Origin of the sequence: Levilactobacillus namurensis, from assembly GCF_032197885.1 — a bacterium.
Classification (GTDB): domain Bacteria; phylum Bacillota; class Bacilli; order Lactobacillales; family Lactobacillaceae; genus Levilactobacillus; species Levilactobacillus namurensis_A.
In genome coordinates, this window is the sequence record NZ_CP134159.1 from 1,486,964 (window position 1) to 1,507,149 (window position 20,186).

A 20,186-nucleotide genomic window follows, 5' to 3' on the forward strand; every position below is an offset into this window, starting at 1 on the left:
CCGACTTATTTAACTGAAATTAATGATAAGCGTCTCCGGCGAACTTGTCAATTATCCGTTGTCGGATTCTGGGTCAACCGGGGTGCCCACGACTGCATCTGGTCCAAGAAGCGCTTGCTGCGGGGGTGAACCCCAATCTGGCTCGCGTAGATCTCGTCCATCAGCTGACGCAAGGCGGCCTCCGTAGCGGGCTTAACCTTAATCGTGTGCAACCGGTCCAAGTCCAAAACCGAGAACTGCCGCAAATAATAGATTGTCCGCTGGTTCAAGTGGAGGCGCCGGGGATCTTGGGCCCAATGCTGTTGGCACAACAGTCCTCCGTAACTTTCCGAGTAATCAAACGGCAGGTCGTTGCGGCCACACACCGCACAGCCCTGCAACTGAGGCGCCACCCCAAAGGCTGGCATCAGCTGAATCTCAATGATGTTGGTCACGATTGCCGGATTCAGCCCCTCATCGATCAACTCCAGTGCCCGGTGGACCTTATGGTACCAGTCCGGCAGTTGCTGACTGTCCGGAAAGGCGATGTCCACCAAGCTCATCACGTAGGTGGCGTAGGCGTTCTTAAAGATGTCCGTGCCGATAGCCTGGAACTGGCGGGTCTCCCGGGCGGTCCGAATATAGGATAAGCCGTCGTCAGCAATATCGCCGACGTAGCTGCCGACGGTGAACGGCAGGATATCCGCCGTCATCTTAAACCCCTTTTTCTTAGCACCCCGCACCAAAAACATCTTTTTGCCGAATTCCTGGGTGAAGAACTTGACCAGATAATCCCGTTCGGCGTAGTCGCGCCGAAACAACAAGATACCATGAAAATCCGTCACGTGACGTGCCAAGGCCATCCCCCCTCACAACTTAGCTTAAATCACGAAATGACGCTAAGTCACTAGCGCCATTCCGCAAACATTCTTTAAATATCGCTCTTACGGTAACCGTAAGACTTCAACAGGTTCGACTTGTCACGCCAACCCGGCTGAACTTTCACGAACAGCTTCAAGAAGACCGGACTTCCCAACAGCGACTCAATATCCTGCCGGGCCATGGTCCCAATCTTCTTCAACATGCTGCCACCCTTACCGATCATAATGCCCTTTTGTGTTGGCCGTTCCACGATGATCGTGGCGTTAATGTGTACCCGGCCGTTGTCCTGGGTCTTCATACTCTCGATTTCGACCGCCACAGAATGGGGCACCTCTTCACGGGTCAACATGAAGATCTTTTCACGAATCAATTCGCTGACCACAAACCGTTCTGGATGGTCCGTCAATTGGTCAGCGGGGTAGTATTGCGGCCCGTTAGGCATCTGGTCGACCAGGTCACCCAGAAATTCGTTGACGTTGTTGCCTTCCAGTGCCGAAATTGGGTAAACAGCCTTCCACGGCAGGGCCTGCTTGTACTGGTCCATGACCGTCAACAGGTCATCCGGTTGAATCTGATCAATCTTGTTGATCACCAGGTAGACCGGGGCTTTGATTCCCTTAAGCCGGTCAATAATAAAGTTATCCCCGGCTCCCCGCTTTTCGGCCGCGTTGATCATAAACAACACGGCGTCCACTTCGTTCAACGCGGATAGTGCGGACTTCACCATGTAGTCCCCCAACTGGGTCTTAGGCTTGTGCACCCCCGGCGTATCGATGAACACGATTTGTGCATCATCCGTGGTGTAGATTCCTTGAATCTTATTCCGTGTCGTTTGGGCCGTATTCGACATAATGGCGATTTTTTGCCCAATCACCCGGTTTAAAAAGGTTGATTTCCCGACATTGGGCCGTCCCACGATGGCCACAAAACCGGATTTGTAATTTGGATTATCCATAACTTCCTCCTAGAACCAGCGTAAAATCGCTGGTAACATCACCAGGCAGCCCACGACCACTGCAAAGGCAGCGGCGAGTAACACCCCGCCAGCCGCAACGTCCTTGGCGCGCTTGGCTAACTCATGATAGGTCTGCCCTACGATCAAATCAACGACCGCTTCCACAATCGTATTGAGGGTCTCCGCAATCAACACCAAAAAAATCGCCAGCGTTAACCAGAGCCATTCGTTGACCGTCAGCTGCAGGATGATCCCGGCCAACACGGCTAAGGTCCCCACGACCAGGTGCTTGCGAAAGTTCCGCTCGGTCCGCACCAGCGCCTGCAAGCCGTCTAACGCATGCCTTAGTGACTGACGAAACGCGCGGTTTTTCCCCGTTTGTTGGGAATTATCGTTTAAGCCCATAGGCGTCCAGAATATCGGCCTGCAGCTTAAACATGACCTTCTCGTCTTCCGGCTCCATGTGATCGTAGCCGTTGAGGTGTAGGAACCCGTGAACCACCAAGAAGCCTAGTTCCCGGTCGTACGAGTGGCCCAAATATTCGGCCTGTTCGCTGACCTTATCCATGGAAACAAAGATATCGCCGATGTTTTCGGGAATCTCAGCAGCCATTTCATCGTCCATGACCAACGGGAACTCTGCGTCTTCGGCCTCATCGTCTTCAATCGCAAAGCTGATTACATCGGTCGCCCGGTCGACACCCCGGTACTGCTTATTGATTCGGTGAATATCTTCGTTGTTCATCAGGGTCACGGACATCTCCGTATTGTCGGCCAGCTTTAAGTAGTCCCCGGCATACTGCAAGACATCTTGAATCAGTTGTACTTTTTCGGCGGGTACGCCCGTCTTAGTCTTATCATAAATCTCTAAATCCATTATTTTTTAGCTCCATTTGGTTTAGTATCGTTCGCCTCGTAAGCGTTAATGATCCGGGCAACGACGGGGTGCCGAACCACATCGTCCGCGCTGAACGTCACGAAACTGATATGGGCAACGTTCTGCAGGATATGTTGCGCTTGGATCAACCCAGAGCGGGCATTATTCGGCAAGTCGATCTGGGAGATATCCCCGTTGACGATCATCTTCGAACCGAAGCCCAACCGCGTCAAAAACATCTTCATCTGCATGTTGGTGGTGTTCTGCGCTTCGTCCAAGATCACGAATGCCGATTCCAGCGTCCGGCCCCGCATATAGGCCAACGGTGCAATTTCAATCACGCCGCGATCCATTAACCGTGTCGTGTGCTCCGCACCTAGAATGGCGTATAACGCATCGTAGATGGGCCGTAAATAAGGGTCAACCTTTTCCTTTAAGTCCCCGGGCAAGAACCCTAGGCTTTCGCCGGCTTCCACGGCTGGCCGGGTCAAGATGATCTTCTCGACATCCCCGTGCTTCAACGCCGCGACCGCCATGACAACGGCCAAATAGGTCTTCCCGGTTCCGGCCGGTCCAATGCCGAACGTAATATCGTTGTGCTTAATGGCATCGATATACTGCCGTTGGCCGAAGTTCTTGACCCGAACCGGCCGCCCCTTGGCATCGTTCAACAGCTTCTCTGAATAAAGGTCTTGGAAATAGGTCAAGGTTCCCTTTTCCGCCATCTTCATCGCACTGACCACGTCAGAACTGTTCAGGTGAACGCCCTTGGCCAACAACGCACTCATATTCCGCAGAATATTCAGCGTATGGTCGACCGCCGTCGCATCCCCTGAAACTTTGATTGAATTACCGAAAGGCCGAATCGTCACCGATAAGCCCTCTTCGAGTAACGTCACAAACTGATCCTGTGCGCCCAGAAGAGCCGCCTCATCGTTGGGATTTTCTAGGATATATTCTTTTTCAATCATCGCGTTTTCAGTCAAAAACAGTGGCTCCTTTATGTTCCAAAATAGTGGTCTACATACCTGAATTTTAGCATACCACCGGGCATTGTAAAAGCATTCTGGGCCAAATTCAGCCTTCCCGTCCCAATGATGGCTAAAATCCGTCACTGAACACGGCCGTTACCGAATCAGTCGGTCAAAATCGGCCACAAGAAAAGCCCCGCAACCCCTAACATGTTTTCGGGATTGCAAGGCCATACCATCCGTTACTTACTTAATTGGGCCTTAACGGTCTTGTTAACAATGGCGCCGTCCGCTTTTCCTTTAACTTGCGGCATCACAGCACCCATGACCTTACCAAAGTCGCCCATACCACTGGCGTTGACCTTCGCGATACTGTCCGCCACGATCTTAGCGATTTCGTCTTCACTTAATTGCTTAGGGGCGTACTTTTCAACCACCGCGATTTCTGCCTTGACGTTCGCCACCAAGTCGTCACGGTTGCCCTTCGCAAACTCCGCCATGGATTCCTTCCGTTGCTTCAGTTCGCGGGAAACCACCGTTAATTCTTCGTCCGGCGTTAACTCGTGTCCCTGCTTGACCTTTTCGTTCATTAAGGCCGCCTTCATCATCCGAACGACGCTCAAGGTCAGCTTGTCATGGGCCTTCATGGCCGTCTTTAAATCTTCCGTTAATTGGGTTTCTAAACTCATGTCGGTTTCCTCCTAGAATTAGGTTACCAATTTATTCTACTCCTAATTTTTAATCCCGTCAGGTCGAGAGTCATCCGGCTTGCAGTTTCACCCTAGAATCGGTAAGCTGAGGATGAACTTACAAAAAGAAAGGAATTGATTTTAGGATGTACGCTATTGGCTATACGCAACACCGTCCGCTGAATGACCCGGACAGTCTCCAGGGCTTCGACCTGCCGAAGCCCCAACCCACAGGCCACGATTTACGCGTACGGGTGAACGCCGTTTCCGTGAATCCCGTTGATCTGGTCGGCTTTCAGCGTGACGCCCCGGCGCCGGATCAACCCGCCATTTTAGGATGGGACGCTGTCGGCGTAGTGGATGCGGTTGGCCCCGCAGTCACCTTGTTTGCCCCTGGTGACGCAGTCTTCTACGCGGGCGACTTCAGCCGCTCCGGCAGTGACGCCGACTATCAACTGGTTGACGAACGCATCGTCGGGCCCGCACCACAGAAACTGTCCGTCGCACAAGCGGCCGCAATGCCGCTCACTTCGTTGACCGCTTGGGAAGCCCTCTTCGAGCAACTGGGGATTGACCCGCACGCCAACAACCAGGGCAAAACGTTGCTGGTCATCAACGGCGCGGGGGGCGTTGGGTCCGTGGCGACCCAGCTGGCCCACTGGGCTGGCTTAACCGTGATTGCGACCGCCTCACGCCCTGAGACCATCGCCTGGACCCGGGCACACGGCGCCGATACCACCGTGAACCACCGTCAGGACCTAGTCCCCCAAGTTCGCGCCCTCGGACACCAATACGTCGACTACATCTTAGAGCTGAGCAACCTAAACCAGCACTGGTCAGAAATCGTCGACCTGATCAAACCTAGCGGCAAGATTGTTTCCATCACCGGGAGCGAGGTCCCGCTAGACTTACAGGCCCTGAAACAAAAGCGCGCCACCTTCGCCTGGGAATGGATGTTCACCAAGGCCTGGTTCCATACGGACGATTTACAAACCCAGCACGCCACACTGACCACCATCAGCCACTTGCTGGACCAGGGCGTCCTCCAGTCTACCCTAACCAAGACCTTCCAACCCTTCACCGCCGAACAGGTCCGCGCCGCCCTACAACTGGTCGCGACCCACAAGATGATGGGCAAGGCTGTTATTCAAAGATAAGCTTTAACGGACGCCGCACGACCAAACCCGTCGTGCGGCGTTTTAGTGGTTCTACAATATCTGTTGTTGGTAATAGATTTTTATCTATTACTGATGACAGATTTTTTGTTTATCATTAGAATAAAAAAGCGGACATCTCCCGTCCGTTAACTTGCTCCCACCACAGAATTAAGTCAAGAAAGGAAATGCCCTATGTCAAATGATACTACGAAAATGTTGTTAGGAATAGATGATGAACACTTAATAATTGAGGAAGGACAAGTGGGTGATGATGGAGTGATTCGATTGGTGGGGTCCCTAAACTACACCCCCAAGGCATGCCGCAATTGTGGGATTATCAATGATCACCAAATTATTGGCTATGGTTGGCGGAAGACCACCATTAGATTCGCAAAAACATTGGGCAGCACCGTTATCCTGTGTCTCAATCGGCGAAACTTTCACTGTAAGGCTTGTCATACCAATTTCCTGGCGCAGACGAATGCGGTGCCGAAACACTGCACGATTTCAAATACGACCCGCAAACAATGCTTAGAAAAACTGACCGAACCGGTTTCGCTCAAACACATTGCCGATGAGTTATCCACTTCGGATTCATTCGTTGGTCGGCAGCTCTTGCGCGCTGAACGGGACTTTCAAACCAACTGGCACTATTTACCAAAAGTTCTCCTCATGGACGAAGTTAAAAGCACTAAGAGCGCCACCGACGCGATGAGCTTTGAATTTATGGATGCGGAAACCCACGAATTGATCGACCTGTTACCCTTTAGGACCATTTATCAGCTTCAAAAGTATTTCCAGCATTACGACCAGGCTGCGCGAGAAAATGTGAAAATTATCGTCACCGATATGAACTATACCTATCCCAAATTGGTGGGGCAGATCTTTCCGAACGCCATCGTTGTCATCGATCCGTTCCACTTGGTTAACGCTTTAAATCGAGCTTTTAATAAGACGCGGGTGCGCCTCATGAAAACCCTGGCGACTTCCTCACGCGAGTATCACGCCCTAAAACGCTATTGGAAACTATTATTAACGCCGGAAAATCACCTCAACTACGAAGCTTTCCGTAAGTGGACAAACTTCCCTTATCCAGCGACTGCCACTGATGTGGTTGATGCTTTATTGGACATTGATCCCGAGCTCAAGCAAACTTACAACGTGATGAATCGGTTACGTGAAACCATCAAAAACCGTGATTGGCCCAACTATAATCAAGTATTCCATCACTTAGAGGGCTGCTCGGAAGAGATGTTGGCAACCCTCCAGACCCTAGCGACTCATCATGATGAAATTGGCAATACCTTTACTCACCATTACACCAACGGGCCCTTAGAAGGTTCAAACAACAAGATTAAAGTCATTAAACGCACTGGATTTGGTTACCGAAACTTCTTCAGATTCCGGCTAAGAGTGCTGTTCGCTTTTCGAGTTCATACAAAAAGAGCTCTAATCACCAAGTGATTAGAACTCCAATATTTTGTTCACCAACAACAGTTGACGAAGAACCGTTTTAGTCGCGCATCAGCAGATACAAAAAAAGTCCTTCAACAGATCATTCAACCTGTCAAAAGGACTTTTAATTAAAAGCGACGCTTCTTAGCTTTACGCTTCCGCGCTGCTTCAGATTTAAGCTTTTTCTTCACACTTGGTTTTTCGTAAAATTCGCGTTTACGGTATTCTTGTAAAGTACCGCTACGGGAAACCGTACGTTTGAAGCGCCGAAGAGCGTCGTCAAAAGACTCGTTTTTACGAACGACTGTCTTTGCCATTTTGAAATTCCCTCCCTCCGAGCACAAGTAATAACGCTGGTTAAAATTACCTTACCAGCGTGACGGTTCTTAACTATTATACATAATCACACAAAATGCGTCAATGATGGTTTTCAATTAAATTTGAACCGTTTTAGCCCACGGAGTAAACTAGAAGAAAACACTAGAGGAGCTAGCCCGTATGCCGCAAATTACAATCTTTGTTATCTCCGATTCATCCGGGGAAACCGCCCTGACCGTCGCTCAAACGGCCACCTCGCAATTTCCCGACGTTAAAGTCAGCTATCAACGGTTCCCGTTCATCCAGACCCACTCGATTCTGGATAGTATCCTAAACCTCGCCGAAAAACAACACGCCATGCTGTTCCACACCTTGGTCAACCAGGAACTCAGCAACCACGTGCGCGATTTTGCTGAGCAACACGGCCTGCAACACTTCGACTGCATCCAACCCGCCATGAAGGTCATGCAGGCTGCGACCGGTCTCCAGCCCGAAGGCGTTCCCGGCTTAGTCCATAACTTAACCGATACGTACTTCGACCGAATCGCCGCCATGGAATTCGCCGTGACCTACGACGACGGAAAGGACCCGGCCGGCCTCCTCAAAGCAGACATCGTGATTCTAGGGGTCTCACGGACCTCTAAGACCCCGCTGTCCCTCTTCTTAGCCAACCGTAACCTGCGAGTCGCGAACCTCCCCCTGTCGCCACAGACCCAGCTGCCCGACGAGCTCTGGCAGGTCGACCCTAAGCGCATCTTCGGGCTGACCAATAAGCCCGGTATCCTGCGGAAGATTCGTCAAGAGCGCATGATCTCCTACGGTCTTCCCGCGGACAGCGCCTATTCCAACACCGAGAAAATCAGCGAAGAACTCGCCTACGCCGAAAAGATTTACAAAAAAATTGGTTGTTTAGTGATCGACGTTTCCAACAAGTCCATTGAAGAGACCGCTACGTTGATTATGGAAAGTGTCGATTACGACCTCATTCCCCATTCACTTAGTGATTAGCCGTAACTGACAGCTGATGATGAAAAGCCGGAAGGACCCGTTAATTGGGTGCTTCCGGCTTTTGTCGTCTTCATAAATTGATTATTAACGGGTCAGGTAGGCCTCGAACGGCTTCCCCGCTAACGCGTCGGCCTCAAGGTCCGGATTGAAGCGTTGATGCTTCAACATGGCCACTTCATACCCGTGAGGATTGGCCCCCGTCTTACGGTCGGGTCCCACCGGCGGGGTCTCCATGATTTTAGGCACGGCCGTCAGCTGCGGGTGGTGCGCAATCTGGTTTAACACGTCAAAGCCCAGGGTACCGAACCCAATGTTCGTGTGTCGGTCTTTATGGCTGCCCTGGGGGTTCTTCGAATCATTCAAGTGCACGACCTTCAGGCGGTCCAACCCGATAACGTGGTCGAAGGTATTCAGAACACCGTCAAAATCAGACGCAATGGCGTAGCCCGCGTCACTGGTGTGACACGTGTCAAAGCACACCGACAGGCGGTCGTTAGCACTGACTTGATCGATGATGGCTGCCAGTTCCTCAAACGTCCGCCCGACCTCGGTGCCCTTTCCCGCCATGGTTTCTAAGGCAATCTGGACGGGAATATCCGGCGTCGCAGCCAGAATCTGGTCAAGGCCCTGCGCAATCTGGGCAATCGCCGCCGGCGCCCCCGCTCCCACGTGGGCCCCCGGGTGTAGGACAATCTGATGGGCCCCAATCGCCGCGGCCCGTTGAATTTCCGCCGTTAAGAATTCCACCGCAAACACAAAGTTTTCTGGCTTCTTGGTGTTCCCTAAGTTGACCACGTAAGGGGCATGAACCACCACGGCCCGCTGCGCATGCGCTGCCATGTAGGCTTGTCCTGCCGCTGCGTTCAACTCGGCAATCGGCTTACGGCGTGTGTTCTGAGGCGCCCCCGTATAAACCATAAAGACGTTTTCGTCAGCGGCCGCCGCCTCCTGGGCCGCCCCCAATAACATGGGCTTTCCCTTCATACTCACGTGTGAGCCAATCAGCAATGTCGGTGCTTCACTCATCATCCTCATCCTTTCTCGTTCGAATTAACCGTGCCACCCGTCGACTGGCCGTCCCGTCTTCCCAATCACAGAAGCGGTGATAAAAGGCCGCTTGGGCCGCCGCGTGATCAGGGAATTGCCCGTGATCCCGCCAGACGTCCAGTTGCTGGTAGAAGCTGGACACCTTGGTGACCAGCGGTCCTGGTAAGGTCTGCGCCGTATAGTCGAAGTAAAACCCCCGTAGTTGGTCGCGGTAATGAGCCAAGTCATAGGCAAAGAACAACTGGGGCCGCTTCAAGTTTGCGTAGTCAAACATCACGGACGAGTAATCCGTGATCAACAGATTCGAAATCAAATATAACTCGGCAATGTCGGTCTCCGCCAACACCGTTACCCGGTCCTCATACCCCCGAATGTCCACTTGGTCTTTGACCAAATAATGGGGGCGAATCACCAAATGCGTATTGGCCGACACGTGCCGAAAGAATTCGCCCAGATTAAAAGGTAGGTCGAAACGGTAGACCCCCGGCCGAATTGCATCGTCATCCCGCCAAGTCGGCGCATAGGTGACCACGGGACCCGTCACCCCCGGCAACAGGCGTTGCTTTACCGCCGCCACTTGGTCGGGGGTGTCCGCCGTGTACAGCACATCGTTACGGGGATACCCGATTGGCAAGAACCGTCCGCGATAGCCGAACGCCCGTTTAAAGATCTCTTGAGAATACTGGTTGGGCGCAATCAGGTAATCCCAGCGATTGGCCGCCGTCACAAAGTTCGCGTGGTAACGCGCCGTGGTCTGTCCCGGGATCGCCACGTGGTCGATGTCGGTCCCTAACTTCTTCAAGGGGGTCCCGTGCCAGGTCTGAATCGTGGTGGTCCGTCGGTTAGCGTGCCACCAATTCGGTAAGCGGGAATTCAAGACCCAGAATTCCGCGCGGGCCATCAAGTAGACCCACTTGGGGGTGAAGCGCTTGATTAACTGAATCTCCGGGTACTTCGCGTGCAACGCCGCGTACTCCCGGGGTTTCACACTAAAGTACGCCGTGGTCCGATAACGGGGATCTTCTGCCACTAATTCCCGGTAAATCGCGGCTGGATTATCATTGACATCCTTGCCGTTAAAACTCTCAAACAGCACGAGTCGTCGCTTAATGGGTAAACAAATAAGCCCATCGTTCAATACGATGAGCCCATAGCGAGCAACTAGCTTTGCCATCTGGATAACGCTCTTTCGCCCGTTAGCCATGGTTAGGTTGCTCCTTTCTAACTTAAATCAAATCGACGAATCGTGACCGGAACTTGTAGTGTAAGTGAGACCCTAACAAGAGCACGAAGAACACGAACGCCCAGAATTCTAACGTCAATAAGGGGTGTTGCCAGAACCAGCCGGTTCCCAAGAAGGATTCCCGGAACCCGTTAACGATGTAGTAATACGGGTTCAGTTCCAACAAGTGCACGAATGGTGCTGGGAAGGACGTAGTCACAAAGTTGAACAGGACACCGGACACATAGAACAGCATCCGCATCACGGATTGTAACAAGATGTGGTAGTCACGGACCAGCACACTGATACATGAGTTGAAGACCCCTAACGCGACCAGTAACATAATCATCGCGAAGAAGTAATACAACCACTGGAACCAAGCCACTTTAGGGTAGACCCCGTTCAGCAGCCCGATCACGATGGAAAACGCCATCATGGTCCAAAACGAGCTCAGGTTGCTGACGACTTTGATGGTCGGCAAGACCGAAACGGGAAACTTCATCTTAGCGACCATGTTGACCCGTTGGTAAATACTCTTAGACGCGTCCAACGTCGAACGGTTCATGAAGAACCACGGGGAGATTCCAATCACCATCCAAGGCAGGTAACTGGTCCCATTCAACGGTTGGCCGTGCTTTAACCCGACCCCGAAGACTAACCAGTAGATTCCAATCTGAATCAGTGGGTACAAGTATTCCCACATTAACCCTAAATAATGGCTTTGATAACTCGCTTGATCTTCGTAGCGGGAAATCCGAAAAATAATTCCCAGACTCGAGATCTGTTCTTTGAATAAGGTCATGACCTCTTTCAAGGCACTGCACTCCTTTAAATTTTAATCGTTCGCGACCGGCTTGAACACCGTCAAGTAGTGGTCCACGACCCGGTCGGTGGCCCGACCATCGTTGGCCGTATTCCACCGCGCATTGAATTGCGTCAAGTCCGTCTGACGGTCGGCTACGATAGCCGCGGCCAATTCTTGGCTCGTCCGTAAGACCGGACCTGGCAACCAATCCAAGAGGTCCGATTGAACCCCGGGGTTACGCGTGTAACTGGGTAAATCAAATAAATAAAACAGCAGACTGTGGGCGTTGCTCAACAGACTGTAGTCGAAGGCCACGGATGAGTAATCTGTAACCACCGTCTCCGCCACCGTCAACAGTTCCGTGGTACTGACCATCGGTGCAGAGACGACTTGGTCGCCCAGCTCCCGGTGCAGATCGCTGGCCGCTGTCGCCAAAGCCGGATGGAGCTTCACCACAACTCTGGCCTGCGGATCCGCAGCCAAGGCCTGACTTAACCCTTGAGGTGGCGTGAACGTCACGCCCTCACGATACGTGGGGGCGTACAAGATAACCCGGTGACCCATTAAAGCCGGTACTGCTTGGTAGACCCGTTGCCGGGTCCGTTCGACCCACTGGTCATCCCGCAACCGGTCCGATCGCGGGTAACCCAAGACGCGCATCTTATTCGCCGGCGCGTGATAGCTGCGTTGAAAGACCGCCCCCATCGCGGGGGAGCCCACCACGTACTCGTCAAAGTGATCATAAACGGCTTGGAACCGTCGTTGGTCACTCGCCGACCGCTGCTTGGTCGTTGGGTCTTCCCAACCGAAGCGCTTAATGGCCCCGGCCGCATGCCACAACTGAACGATACGCATTCCCTGGGGATGATAAAGTCCCCCTAAAAAGGCGTAGTAGTTGTCGCAAAACAGGATATGGGCCGTCATGATCACGGGAATCCCCGTTAAAACGAACCGTAACCCGTCCCGAAAGACATGCGTTTGAATGCCGCCGGCTGCCAGTTCCTGAGCGACCGCCGCTTGAGCCGGTCGGTAAAACACCACCAGCTGGGAACCCGTCGGTAACGCCTGGGCCAACGAGCGAATCAACGCAACGTTATCGTTGAAGCTCATCAGGTACACCACGTTGTTTCGACGGCGCATCCCCGTTACATGAGACATCAGCCGCACCAACCACAAATAAAATTCTTTCACATTCATCACCAATAGTTTTCAATTTTTGCGGCCCATAACATTGGAAATTATACCACATCTCTCAAGTGAACCCAGCAGTTTTTAGGAAGCTTTAAGGATTCTGCCCCAAAATCGGCGGTCATTCCGCTGAATAGTCGTCCGCTGACCATAAAAAAAGCCACCCTGGTTAGTGAGGGTGGCTCCTTTGTCTTCTGGACAACTGTATCCTAACAGTTTCACCAGCAGACCACAACTATCCTAACAGGTTAGCGTGGTCAGCCTTATTAACGGCCGCTTTTTAAAATGTATATATTCATTAAAAATTCATAACCGTTTTTTGAAAAGGCTTTCGTGATTAATACATCATCTTGGTGACCCATTGGCCATAAAGTTCCCGATTTTCATAGTCCAGCATGCCTGCATCTGCGGCTTGGGCAACGATTCGGTCGGTCGCCTTATCACGAGAAGTGGCCACCATCATCCGGTCCTGCAACGCGTCTACTAATGATTCAGAAGCAATACTTGCAGCTTGTTCATGCCAATTTTTATTCATATTTAAGGCTCCCTTTTGCTTATTTATACATTGTTTCATCAGTTTAAAACAACGTCCTTAAAATTGCAACCACAAATCGCGCGGAGCGGGTAAAAAAATTTATTGACCGAAAACAGCGTAGCAAAAAAGCCGCCGGTCTTGCCGACGACTTCTGAACAATTTACCATTTAGGCTCGTAGAAATGGCCAAGGACCTTGACCGTATCCGAGATGCTGACGAACGCTTTCGGATCCGCCTCTTCCATCGCAACTTCCAACGCGTCCATCTCATACCGTGTAATCACGGTAAACAGAATCGTCTTCTCATCATGGTGGTAGGCCCCTTCCGCCCCGTGAACGATGGTGATCCCCCGCCGCATGTGGTTCTGGATACTATCGATCACGGTCTTGGGCCGACTGGTGATCACCATGACCTGCATCCGCTGTTGTCGGGTGAACGTCATGTCAATGACTTTGGCGTTCACAAACAGCCCCAGCGCAGAGTAAAACGCGTACGGCCAACCGTAGACGAAGCCGGCACTGATCACGATCAAGCTGTTGAAGGCCATGTTGATAGACCCCATACTGCGCCCCGTCTTACGCCGGACCACGATACCGATGATGTCCAGTCCCCCGGTCGAGATACTGTTCTTCAACGCAAATCCCGTCCCGTACCCGTTCACGGCGCCCCCGAAGATCGCACAAATAATGGGGTCCGTGGTCAGATGAACCGGTTGAATGACCCGAATCATCGTGGAGGCAAAGACGACACAGATAAACGTAAAGACCGTAAAGGATTTACCAATTTGTTTCCATGCCAACACGAACAGCGGCACGTTGATCAAGAAGAGCCCGAGGGCTGTCGTGATCTGCACGGGAGCATACCGTCCGGTCAACGTATTGATCAATTGGGCAAGCCCCGTCGCCCCGGAGGAATAAATGTGTCCGGGGGTCCAGAAAAAGTTCACCGCAATTGACACCAAGACCCCGTAGAAAAACGCCACGGAAAACTTGGCCGTATAGGTATGCCGTCTGAATAACTGCTGCACATCGTCCATGATTTAAACCCCAACCTCACTTACTTTATCTTTAATATCGCGCGCCTAAGTATAGCATTTATCGCGAATGGCCACCAACGGAAAAGCCAATCTCTTAGTGACTTCTAATGCTGTTGCCAGTGTTCCTTGACGAACGCTTCCCGGCCGCCGGCTTCCTGTTCAGCCATCCGTGCCGGATTCTTCCGGTAGAACTGCTGGTGGCGTTCCTCGGCCGGATAGAACGGCTGAACCACTTGAATCTGCGTTACGATGGGCCGGTCAAATTGCTCGCGGGCCTGCAACGCCCGTTTGGACGCTGCCGCGGTCGCCTGCTGGGCCGCGCTGTTCACGAAGATCACTGGCCGATAGTTATCGCCCCGATCCTGAAATTGTCCACCGGCATCAGTTGGATCTGTTTGTTGCCAGTAGAGCTCTACCAACTGGGCATAGCTCACCACGGCGGGATCGAACCAGATTTTCACCGCTTCGGTGTGTCCCGTGGTGTGCGCCTTAACCTGTTCATAGGTGGGATTGGCGACCGTCCCCCCGGTGTACCCGGATAAGACCTTGTGAATCCCCGGTTGTTCCTCAAACGGTTGAACCATGCACCAAAAACACCCACCGGCAAACGTTGCTGTTTCCAAACTCATTTTATCCCAACTTTCTTTCTCAACGATTCCCATCCTGACCTCAAAACACTTGAAATCAGGACGCTTCATTGGCTTAATTAAACGGCTTTTAGGCACAAAGGTCAAGGGAGTCATCTAAAAAAGGACGACTACCGAAGTAATCGCCCTTTCGTCAATGACTTAATTAGTTGTCCTGATCTTGATCCTCATCGGTGATGGCCAAGTCCAAGTCATCCAGTTGCTTGGGAGCAACCGTACTTGGCGCTTGAGTCATTGGTTCCGTAGCCTTCGAGTTCTTCGGGAAGGCAATCACGTCACGGATGTTGTCGCGCTTAGCTAACAAGCGAGCAAACCGATCTAGGCCAATCGCCAGACCACCATGAGGCGGGAACCCGTAATCTAACGCCTTTAACAGGAAGCCAAACTGCTTTTCGGCCCGTTCTGGCGTAAAGCCCAAGGCCTTGAGCATCTTCATCTGCAGGTCGCGCGTGTGAATCCGGATGGACCCACCCCCTAATTCCAGACCGTTCAAGATGATGTCGTAGCTCTGTGCATAAGCCTTGTGGGGGTCTTCACCCTCGTTCAAGTAATGCTCATCACCCTGCTTAGGCATCGTGAATGGGTGATGTGCAGGTACCCAACGCTTCAAGTCCACATCGTAGTCGAACAGTGGCCAGTTCACAATCCACAGGAAGGCCCACTTGTTTTCGTCGATCATGCCTTGGTGCTTGGCAATGTCGACCCGCAAGTAAGACAACGTTTGGGCAACGACTCGCTTGGAGTCCGCAGCGAACAGCAATAGGTCGCCACTCTTGGCGCCCGTTGCGGCCGTGATCTTGGCGAAGTAGTCGCCATCCTTGAAGAACTTCGCGATAGGCCCGCTAAAGCCATCATCGGTAACCTTCATCCAGGCTAAGCCCTTCGCACCGAAGCGTTCGATGTATTTCGCGTACTTGTCCAGGTCCTTACGACTGTATAGGTCAGCCCCGCCTGGTACGGCGATGGCTTTGACCTGGCCACCATTTTCAACGGCGCCAGAGAAGACCTTAAAGTCGGTGTCCTTCATGATCTCTGACAGGTCCTTCAGTTCCATACCGAACCGGACATCCGGTTGGTCGGTCCCGAAGCGTGCCATGGATTCATCCCAGTCCATCCGCTTGAATGGTAAGGTCACGTCGACGTTTAAGGTATCCTTCATAACCTTCGCAATCAGGCCTTCGGTAATGTCTTGGATTTCTTCAGCCGTTAAGAAGGACGTTTCCAAATCAATCTGGGTGAATTCAGGTTGCCGGTCACCCCGCAAGTCTTCGTCCCGGAAGCACCGTGCAATCTGGTAGTACCGGTCGAAGCCCGCACCCATCAGCAACTGCTTAAAGAGTTGTGGGGATTGTGGCAAGGCGTAGAAGTGACCCTTATAGATCCGGGAAGGCACCAGGTAGTCCCGAGCGCCTTCTGGCGTTGACTTAGTCAAATCCGGCGTTTCGATGTCAATAAAGCCGTTATTGTCGAAGTAGCTGTGGACGGATTGAATGATCCGGTTCCGCAACATAATCCCTTGTTGCATTTCCGGACGCCGCAAGTCCAGGTAACGGTACTGTAACCGCAGGTCATCGGACGCCGTGATGCCGTCCTTGATGTCAAACGGCGGCGTCTTGGCCTTGTTCAACAGGTTGATTCCCAGAACTTGGACTTCCACTTTCCCCGTCCGCATATCCGGATTGATTTCCTTACCGACCCGCGCAACGACTTTCCCTTGGATCTCAATCACGTATTCGCTCCGTAATTGTTCCGCAACGGCAAAGGCGTCCTTATCATACTTTTCACTAAAGACCAGTTGGACGATGCCTTCGCGGTCCCGCAGATCAACGAAGATCAAGCCGCCTAAGTCCCGGCGTTTTTGGACCCAACCCTTTAAGACAATGGTTTGGTCCAGATACTGTTCGTCGACTAAGCCGGCGTACGTGGTACGTTTCAAATCTTTTTCCATTGATTTTCCCCTCTTATTTTGTGTTGAAGCCTTCGCTCACAACTTTTTGAAAATCTTGGTAAATATCCGCCAACGGCACACTGATTTCTTCACCCGTGGCCATGGCCTTTAAGTTCGCCGTCTGATTGGCCAACTCTTGGTCTCCAATCGTCAGGGTGTACTTGGCGGCTAAACGGTTAGCCGTCTTGAACTGGGCCTTAGGCTTACGGCCAAGATAGTCCCGGTCGGCCGTCAAGCCCGCGTGCCGAATCGCCTGAACCAGCTTCAACGTCTCAATCGACGTGTCATCCCCGATTCCTACGATGTAGACATCTAACGGATGGTCGTTAGGAACCGCCACTTGTTCGGCTTCCATCAGCAAGACTAACCGTTCGACACCCATCCCGAAGCCCACACCAGGCATTTCGGGGCCACCCAGTTCCTTGACCAGTCCGTTGTACCGGCCACCGGCCAAGACCGTGGTGTATCCTTCGCCCAATGCCGGTGAATCCGCCATGATTTCGAAAATGGTGTGGTTGTAGTAATCCAACCCCCGTACCATGGTCGCATCGACGTCGTAAGCGATGCCTAAAGCATCCAGGCTCGCCTTGACCTGGTCAAAGTGGGCCGTGGCTTCGGGCGTCAAGAAGTCCAGAATCGACGGTGCATCCGCAACGATGGCCTGATCGTGTTGGTCCTTGCTGTCCAAGACTCGCAACGGGTTCTTGTGCAACCGGACCTTGGAATCATCACTTAACTCTTCAAAGTGGGGTTCCAAGAACGCAATGAGGGCTTGCCGGTAAGCATCCCGGGTCTCTTTGTCGCCCAACGTGTTCAGCGCTAACCGTAAGTGGGTCAACCCCAGCTTGCTGAGGAGGTTCATCCCCAAAGCAATCACTTCAACGTCTAACTCCGGCGCATCACTCCCGAAGGCTTCCACCCCGATCTGATGGAATTCCCGTTGCCGACCGGATTGGGGCCGTTCGTAACGGAACATGGGGCCCATGTAGTAGACCTTGTAAGGCTTAGTGGTCTCCGGACCATACAGCTTATTTTCAACGAAGGCCCGCACGACCCCCGCCGTTCCTTCCGGACGCAGGGATAAGTGCCGATCCCCCTTATCCTTAAAGTCGTACATTTCCTTCGTCACGATATCCGAAGTATCCCCGGATGTCCGGGAGAAGACGTCGAAGTTCTCAAACATCGGCGTCCGAATCTCATCGAACCGGTAACGGGCGAACAAGTCCCGCGCCGTGGCTTCGACGAATTGCCAGGTCTCAGAGGTCCCGGGTAAAATATCCGCCGTTCCTTTTGGCCGTTGGTAACGCATATACATTCTTCCTTTCTTGGCGCTGCCCAAAATAAAAAACGCCCCTGTCAATTGACAAGGGCGCAGGTATGCACGGTACCACCTTTTTATTTTCTCAGCAGGATAACGTTGCAAACGAATGGCCACATCAGGACCATTAGCCTCAAAAGTGTCTTCAAATTCACCACGTTGGTTGCTTTCAGCGAGACAACCTCTCTGTAAACGGATAACCTTCTACTAGTCTTTCTCATCGGCTTCTATTTTATTCTCCTTAAGAATACTGAAAGCTTTGCCAAAAGTCAAGGTTCCCGCTGATAAGTTAGCAGGTTGTCCCCGTCGGGCGTGGTATAATTGTCATAATTTGAAAAAGGGAGCACGGACATGCATTTTAAACCAAAGAACTGGGCTGGCCTGGTCACCAGCCTAATTATTTTACTGGTCGCCGGGGGCCTGCTGATTGCGTTCGTCCGCAACAACGCCGTAACCGCCACCGTCAGCAATCTAAACCTGCGACGGGGCCCGGGATTGACCTACGCCGTGACCACCAAAGTGGCCAAAAATAGCCGGCTCACCATCATCGGCGAAAAAGATAACTGGTACCACGTGCGCGACAGCCAGAACCACTTCGGGTGGGTCGCCAGTTGGTTAGTTGATCATCCGGGCAAATTGACTCACGCCACCACCCTCTCCGAAGCCACCATTGTCCTGGACCCCGGACACGGGGGCAGCGATTCCGGTGCTCTGTCGATCGACCAGAAACACGATGAGAAGACCTACACCCTCGAGTTGGCCCAACGGGTGGCTCGCCTGCTCCGGGCCAAGGGGGCTCACGTCATCATGACCCGCAATTCGGATACCACGGTCAGCTTAGCTCACCGCCCCGAACTCGCCAACACCCACCAAGCGGACGCTTTCATCAGCTTCCACTTTGATTCCTCTCCCACCGATAACCTGGCTTCCGGGACCACGACCTACTACTACCACCGCAAGACCTCATACGCCCTGGCACAGGCCGTCAACCAGGAGATGAACGATTTACCGCTGACTAATCGGGGCATCCGTTACGGAAACTTCGAAGTCATTCGGGATAACCGGCAACCAGCCCTCCTGTTAGAAATGGGCTACATCAACACTAAAAAGGACTTTAACGACATTCGCAACGCACACTACCAAGAGACGGTAGCCAACAACGTCGTTCAAGGCCTCAGTCGCTACTTTACGACTCAGCATTAATCATTTAGAAAGAAGCGAATCTCTATGCAACTATCAGCAAATTGGCTCGCCCAATTACCAGTACCTACCGTTACCGCCGCCACCCCCGTCTCCGGTGGCGACATCAACCAGGCGTTTCGCCTAACGACCGCCGAAGGGCCCTACTTTTTACTGGTCCAACCCCAGACACCTGCGAGCTTCTACACCCACGAGGTGGCGGGACTGCACGCGCTTGGCCAGGCCTTCAACGTTCCCGACGTGATCGGCACCGGCACCATCGACGGGGACGCCTACCTATTGTTGGAATTTCTGGAAACGGGTACCGGTTCCCAGTACCAACTGGGGCAAGCCGTCGCCCGGGTCCACCAAGTGACTGCGCCCAAATTCGGCTTGGCGACCAGGACAACCTGGTCGCCAAGCTTCCCAAGCATAACCAGTGGCAGTCTGATTGGACCACCTTTTACCTGCAACAACGACTCGACCCGCTGGTGCAACGGGCCCAAGCCCATCACCTCTGGAACGCACACCGGGAGCGTGAGTATCAACGGGTTCGTCAGGCCATCATTACCGAGAACCAGGACCGCAAAATCGTGTCCGCCCTACTTCACGGCGACCTCTGGGCGGGAAATTACCTCTTCACCGCCGAAGGCACCCCCACGTTGATTGATCCCGATACCCTGTACGGTGACCGCGAGTTCGACCTGGCCATGACCACCATCTTCGGCGGCTTCGATGGCGACTTCTATAAGGGCTACCAAGACGCCTACCCACTCGACGCCGGGTACGCTGACCGGTTGCCCCATTACCAGCTCTACTACCTCCTAGCCCACCTGAACCTCTTCGGTGAGACTTACGGTGAAGCCGTTGATGTCACCTTAAGTCGAGGATAGGCGTCATCCCTTCAACTAGACGCTAAAAGCCTCAGCACCTTAACGCGTGCTGAGGCTTTTTAATTAGCTTAATTCGT

Annotated in this window: 20 protein-coding genes and 1 pseudogene; 5 read left to right on the plus strand and 16 right to left on the minus strand. The window is 52.6% G+C overall.

From position 1 onward, the window contains the following. Positions 1-47: 47 nt before the first annotated feature. From recO to RIN67_RS07140, 6 genes are all read right to left on the minus strand, one after another. Positions 48-842, minus strand: a complete 795-nt coding sequence (recO, locus tag RIN67_RS07115; protein WP_264998888.1) for a DNA repair protein RecO — start codon at positions 840-842, stop codon at positions 48-50. A gap of 68 nt (positions 843-910) precedes the next feature. Continuing rightward, the gene (era, locus tag RIN67_RS07120; RefSeq protein ID WP_024746225.1) at positions 911-1,816 is read right to left on the minus strand and encodes a GTPase Era; all 906 of its coding nucleotides are present in this window, start codon (positions 1,814-1,816) and stop codon (positions 911-913) included. A gap of 9 nt (positions 1,817-1,825) precedes the next feature. Next, complete coding sequence (locus RIN67_RS07125) at positions 1,826-2,221, minus strand: diacylglycerol kinase family protein (RefSeq protein WP_107740679.1); 396 nt, start codon at positions 2,219-2,221, stop codon at positions 1,826-1,828. Continuing rightward, complete coding sequence (gene ybeY, locus RIN67_RS07130) at positions 2,205-2,693, minus strand: rRNA maturation RNase YbeY (RefSeq protein ID WP_024746223.1); 489 nt, start codon at positions 2,691-2,693, stop codon at positions 2,205-2,207. Before ybeY ends, RIN67_RS07125 begins: the two co-directional genes overlap by 17 nt. After that, a complete protein-coding gene (locus RIN67_RS07135) occupies positions 2,693-3,679 on the minus strand; it encodes a PhoH family protein (RefSeq protein ID WP_024746222.1) in 987 nt (328 codons plus the stop codon). Before RIN67_RS07135 ends, ybeY begins: the two co-directional genes overlap by 1 nt. Before the next feature lie 227 nt (positions 3,680-3,906). Next, the gene (locus tag RIN67_RS07140) at positions 3,907-4,353 is read right to left on the minus strand and encodes a GatB/YqeY domain-containing protein (protein WP_056943832.1); all 447 of its coding nucleotides are present in this window, start codon (positions 4,351-4,353) and stop codon (positions 3,907-3,909) included. A gap of 146 nt (positions 4,354-4,499) precedes the next feature. Here RIN67_RS07140 and RIN67_RS07145 point away from each other — a divergent pair, with 146 nt between their 5' ends. Beyond that, positions 4,500-5,510 carry a zinc-binding alcohol dehydrogenase family protein gene (locus RIN67_RS07145; protein ID WP_264998889.1) on the plus strand — a complete coding sequence of 337 codons (1,011 nt, stop codon included), beginning with the start codon at positions 4,500-4,502 and terminating at the stop codon, positions 5,508-5,510. Positions 5,511-5,702: 192 nt separating this feature from the next. After that, entirely contained in the window at positions 5,703-6,974 is a 1,272-nt protein-coding gene (locus RIN67_RS07150; protein WP_035181568.1) for an ISL3 family transposase, read from the plus strand. Positions 6,975-7,093: 119 nt separating this feature from the next. On the opposite strand, the gene rpsU is transcribed toward RIN67_RS07150, so the two are convergent. Beyond that, positions 7,094-7,282 carry a 30S ribosomal protein S21 gene (gene rpsU, locus RIN67_RS07155; RefSeq protein ID WP_024746218.1) on the minus strand — a complete coding sequence of 63 codons (189 nt, stop codon included), beginning with the start codon at positions 7,280-7,282 and terminating at the stop codon, positions 7,094-7,096. A gap of 181 nt (positions 7,283-7,463) precedes the next feature. On the opposite strand from rpsU, the gene RIN67_RS07160 reads away from it, so the two are divergent. After that, positions 7,464-8,291 carry a pyruvate, water dikinase regulatory protein gene (locus RIN67_RS07160; RefSeq protein WP_024746217.1) on the plus strand — a complete coding sequence of 276 codons (828 nt, stop codon included), beginning with the start codon at positions 7,464-7,466 and terminating at the stop codon, positions 8,289-8,291. 84 nt (positions 8,292-8,375) lie between these two features. Here RIN67_RS07160 and RIN67_RS07165 read toward each other — a convergent pair whose 3' ends face one another. The 9 genes from RIN67_RS07165 to hisS all read right to left on the minus strand — a co-directional run bounded on the left by RIN67_RS07165 (position 8,376) and on the right by hisS (position 18,028). Beyond that, positions 8,376-9,317 (minus strand): deoxyribonuclease IV, encoded by a 942-nt coding sequence (locus RIN67_RS07165; RefSeq protein ID WP_264998931.1) that lies wholly within the window; start codon positions 9,315-9,317, stop codon positions 8,376-8,378. Then, on the minus strand, positions 9,310-10,542 hold the full coding sequence (locus tag RIN67_RS07170; RefSeq protein ID WP_264998890.1) for a CDP-glycerol glycerophosphotransferase family protein: 1,233 nt from the start codon (positions 10,540-10,542) through the stop codon (positions 9,310-9,312). Before RIN67_RS07170 ends, RIN67_RS07165 begins: the two co-directional genes overlap by 8 nt. Before the next feature lie 22 nt (positions 10,543-10,564). Then, on the minus strand, positions 10,565-11,374 hold the full coding sequence (locus tag RIN67_RS07175; protein WP_024746214.1) for an ABC transporter permease: 810 nt from the start codon (positions 11,372-11,374) through the stop codon (positions 10,565-10,567). Between the two features lie 21 nt (positions 11,375-11,395). Further along, positions 11,396-12,523, minus strand: coding sequence for a CDP-glycerol glycerophosphotransferase family protein (locus RIN67_RS07180; protein ID WP_313825955.1), 1,128 nt, complete (start codon positions 12,521-12,523; stop codon positions 11,396-11,398). Between the two features lie 367 nt (positions 12,524-12,890). Beyond that, positions 12,891-13,088 (minus strand): hypothetical protein, encoded by a 198-nt coding sequence (locus RIN67_RS07185; RefSeq protein ID WP_024746212.1) that lies wholly within the window; start codon positions 13,086-13,088, stop codon positions 12,891-12,893. 160 nt (positions 13,089-13,248) lie between these two features. Then, entirely contained in the window at positions 13,249-14,124 is an 876-nt protein-coding gene (locus RIN67_RS07190) for a YitT family protein (protein ID WP_024746211.1), read from the minus strand. A 104-nt stretch (positions 14,125-14,228) separates the two neighbouring features. Further along, positions 14,229-14,753, minus strand: coding sequence for a peptide-methionine (S)-S-oxide reductase MsrA (gene msrA / locus RIN67_RS07195; RefSeq protein WP_107738515.1), 525 nt, complete (start codon positions 14,751-14,753; stop codon positions 14,229-14,231). Between the two features lie 163 nt (positions 14,754-14,916). Then, a complete protein-coding gene (gene aspS, locus RIN67_RS07200; protein ID WP_056943839.1) occupies positions 14,917-16,707 on the minus strand; it encodes an aspartate--tRNA ligase in 1,791 nt (596 codons plus the stop codon). Between the two features lie 25 nt (positions 16,708-16,732). Continuing rightward, on the minus strand, positions 16,733-18,028 hold the full coding sequence (hisS, locus tag RIN67_RS07205) for a histidine--tRNA ligase (protein WP_024746208.1): 1,296 nt from the start codon (positions 18,026-18,028) through the stop codon (positions 16,733-16,735). Between the two features lie 360 nt (positions 18,029-18,388). On the opposite strand from hisS, the gene RIN67_RS07210 reads away from it, so the two are divergent. Together RIN67_RS07210 and RIN67_RS07215 are read left to right on the plus strand one after the other, a co-directional pair. After that, positions 18,389-19,240 carry an N-acetylmuramoyl-L-alanine amidase gene (locus RIN67_RS07210; RefSeq protein ID WP_264998892.1) on the plus strand — a complete coding sequence of 284 codons (852 nt, stop codon included), beginning with the start codon at positions 18,389-18,391 and terminating at the stop codon, positions 19,238-19,240. A gap of 24 nt (positions 19,241-19,264) precedes the next feature. Beyond that, positions 19,265-20,109 (plus strand): annotated as a pseudogene (locus tag RIN67_RS07215) (fructosamine kinase family protein). The last annotated feature ends 77 nt before the right edge of the window (positions 20,110-20,186 follow it).

What these genes read in the sequence shown, in the direction of transcription:
- recO (WP_264998888.1), bottom strand. Translation starts at nt 842, where the DNA reads ATGGCCTTGGCACGTCACGTGACGGATTTTCATGGTATCTTGTTGTTT.
- era (WP_024746225.1), bottom strand. Translation starts at nt 1,816, where the DNA reads ATGGATAATCCAAATTACAAATCCGGTTTTGTGGCCATCGTGGGACGG.
- RIN67_RS07125 (WP_107740679.1), bottom strand. Translation starts at nt 2,221, where the DNA reads ATGGGCTTAAACGATAATTCCCAACAAACGGGGAAAAACCGCGCGTTT.
- ybeY (WP_024746223.1), bottom strand. Translation starts at nt 2,693, where the DNA reads ATGGATTTAGAGATTTATGATAAGACTAAGACGGGCGTACCCGCCGAA.
- RIN67_RS07140 (WP_056943832.1), bottom strand. Translation starts at nt 4,353, where the DNA reads ATGAGTTTAGAAACCCAATTAACGGAAGATTTAAAGACGGCCATGAAG.
- RIN67_RS07145 (WP_264998889.1), top strand. Translation starts at nt 4,500, where the DNA reads ATGTACGCTATTGGCTATACGCAACACCGTCCGCTGAATGACCCGGAC.
- RIN67_RS07150 (WP_035181568.1), top strand. Translation starts at nt 5,703, where the DNA reads ATGTCAAATGATACTACGAAAATGTTGTTAGGAATAGATGATGAACAC.
- rpsU (WP_024746218.1), bottom strand. Translation starts at nt 7,282, where the DNA reads ATGGCAAAGACAGTCGTTCGTAAAAACGAGTCTTTTGACGACGCTCTT.
- RIN67_RS07160 (WP_024746217.1), top strand. Translation starts at nt 7,464, where the DNA reads ATGCCGCAAATTACAATCTTTGTTATCTCCGATTCATCCGGGGAAACC.
- RIN67_RS07165 (WP_264998931.1), bottom strand. Translation starts at nt 9,317, where the DNA reads ATGAGTGAAGCACCGACATTGCTGATTGGCTCACACGTGAGTATGAAG.
- RIN67_RS07170 (WP_264998890.1), bottom strand. Translation starts at nt 10,542, where the DNA reads ATGGCTAACGGGCGAAAGAGCGTTATCCAGATGGCAAAGCTAGTTGCT.
- RIN67_RS07180 (WP_313825955.1), bottom strand. Translation starts at nt 12,523, where the DNA reads ATGTCTCATGTAACGGGGATGCGCCGTCGAAACAACGTGGTGTACCTG.
- RIN67_RS07185 (WP_024746212.1), bottom strand. Translation starts at nt 13,088, where the DNA reads ATGAATAAAAATTGGCATGAACAAGCTGCAAGTATTGCTTCTGAATCA.
- RIN67_RS07190 (WP_024746211.1), bottom strand. Translation starts at nt 14,124, where the DNA reads ATGGACGATGTGCAGCAGTTATTCAGACGGCATACCTATACGGCCAAG.
- msrA (WP_107738515.1), bottom strand. Translation starts at nt 14,753, where the DNA reads ATGAGTTTGGAAACAGCAACGTTTGCCGGTGGGTGTTTTTGGTGCATG.
- hisS (WP_024746208.1), bottom strand. Translation starts at nt 18,028, where the DNA reads ATGCGTTACCAACGGCCAAAAGGAACGGCGGATATTTTACCCGGGACC.
- RIN67_RS07210 (WP_264998892.1), top strand. Translation starts at nt 18,389, where the DNA reads ATGCATTTTAAACCAAAGAACTGGGCTGGCCTGGTCACCAGCCTAATT.